The organism is Methylosinus sp. R-45379 (assembly GCF_001644125.1).
Taxonomy (GTDB): Bacteria; Pseudomonadota; Alphaproteobacteria; order Rhizobiales; family Beijerinckiaceae; genus Methylosinus.
Genome location: NZ_LUUM01000058.1, coordinates 1 through 1,132, shown reverse-complemented (window position 1 = coordinate 1,132; position 1,132 = coordinate 1). Strand labels below are relative to the sequence as shown.

Below are 1,132 nucleotides of genomic sequence, written 5' to 3'. Positions count from 1 at the left end.
GCCCCTTGGCCGAGCGCGAGAATTTGATCAGCGCCGTGCGCTTCCCGTCCAAGGACCGCGTCAGCCTCTGATTGACGACGAGCCGCAGCGATTGCGCGACGGCGCTGATCAAATTCTCGCGCTCGGCCAAGGGGCAGAGGCTGGCGATGCGCTGCATCGTCAGCGCGACGTCATTGGCGTGGATCGTCGTCGTCAGAGCATGGCCGGAGATCGCCGCCTGAATGGCCGCGCTCATCGTCACCGAATCGCGGCACTCGCCGACGATAATGTCGGTCGGCTCGCGTCGCATGCAGCCGCGAATGAACTGTTCGAAAGTCGGAAGATCGCGGGGGATCTCGCTCTGATTGATCGTCGAGTTCGGGCTCTTGACGCGATCGAGCAAAAACTCGACCGGGGCGGCGCCTTCGATTATGTCGTAATGCCCGGTCGGGTCGAAAAGTTTGGCGACCGTCATACCGGCGATCAGCGTGGACTTTCCCGAGCCCGTGCCGCCCGACACGATGACCATGCCGTTTCGCGGGCGGAACGCCTCCATGATGCCGGGCTCGACGAGCTGCTCCTCCAGGGATGGCGGCAATCCGGGGATCGGACGCAGCACGATATTGACGGACCTCCGGCTGCCGCGCGTCGAAGTGACGTTGAGACGGTAGCGAAGCCGCTCGGTGCGGCTCAAGGCGATCTCATAGGTCGTATCGAGCTCGCCGCCGCCCTGCATATGCGCCATGCCGTCGGCGCCATAGAGATGATTGACGATCTGTGCGATCTCCGCCTCATCGACCGTCGTGTCGCCGACCTTGCGATTGCGGCTGTAGATCCTCAGCCGAGGGCAGTGCCCCGTCTGAAACGAGACTTTCGACGCTCCCGAGCGATAGGCCCAGGTGAGCAGTGAATCCAAGCCGGGCGCGCTCTTTCTTGGGTCCGCCACCCAGGACAGACCGGCGCTATTCCATGTTTCATCAGCCGACGCGTCCGTCGCTAAATCATGAAGCGTCACGTCTCTCCCTCCCCGAGTGCGCGGTGTTCGTCGAGCTGCTCTCATCCCGCTCTCACCTCGGGCAGGGGCCGTGGCGCTTGGACACCCAGCGCCGCGCATCGGCCTGCAGGCCGGGCTGATCGGTGATACGGACGATCC

At 64.0% G+C, this 1,132-nt stretch carries 1 protein-coding gene; it reads right to left on the bottom strand.

The features are described 5' to 3' along the window. Positions 1-895: type IV pilus twitching motility protein PilT (locus tag A1351_RS03705; RefSeq protein WP_064032242.1), on the bottom strand; the 895-nt coding region annotated here is incomplete at its 3' end. Between the last annotated feature and the right edge of the window lie 237 nt (positions 896-1,132).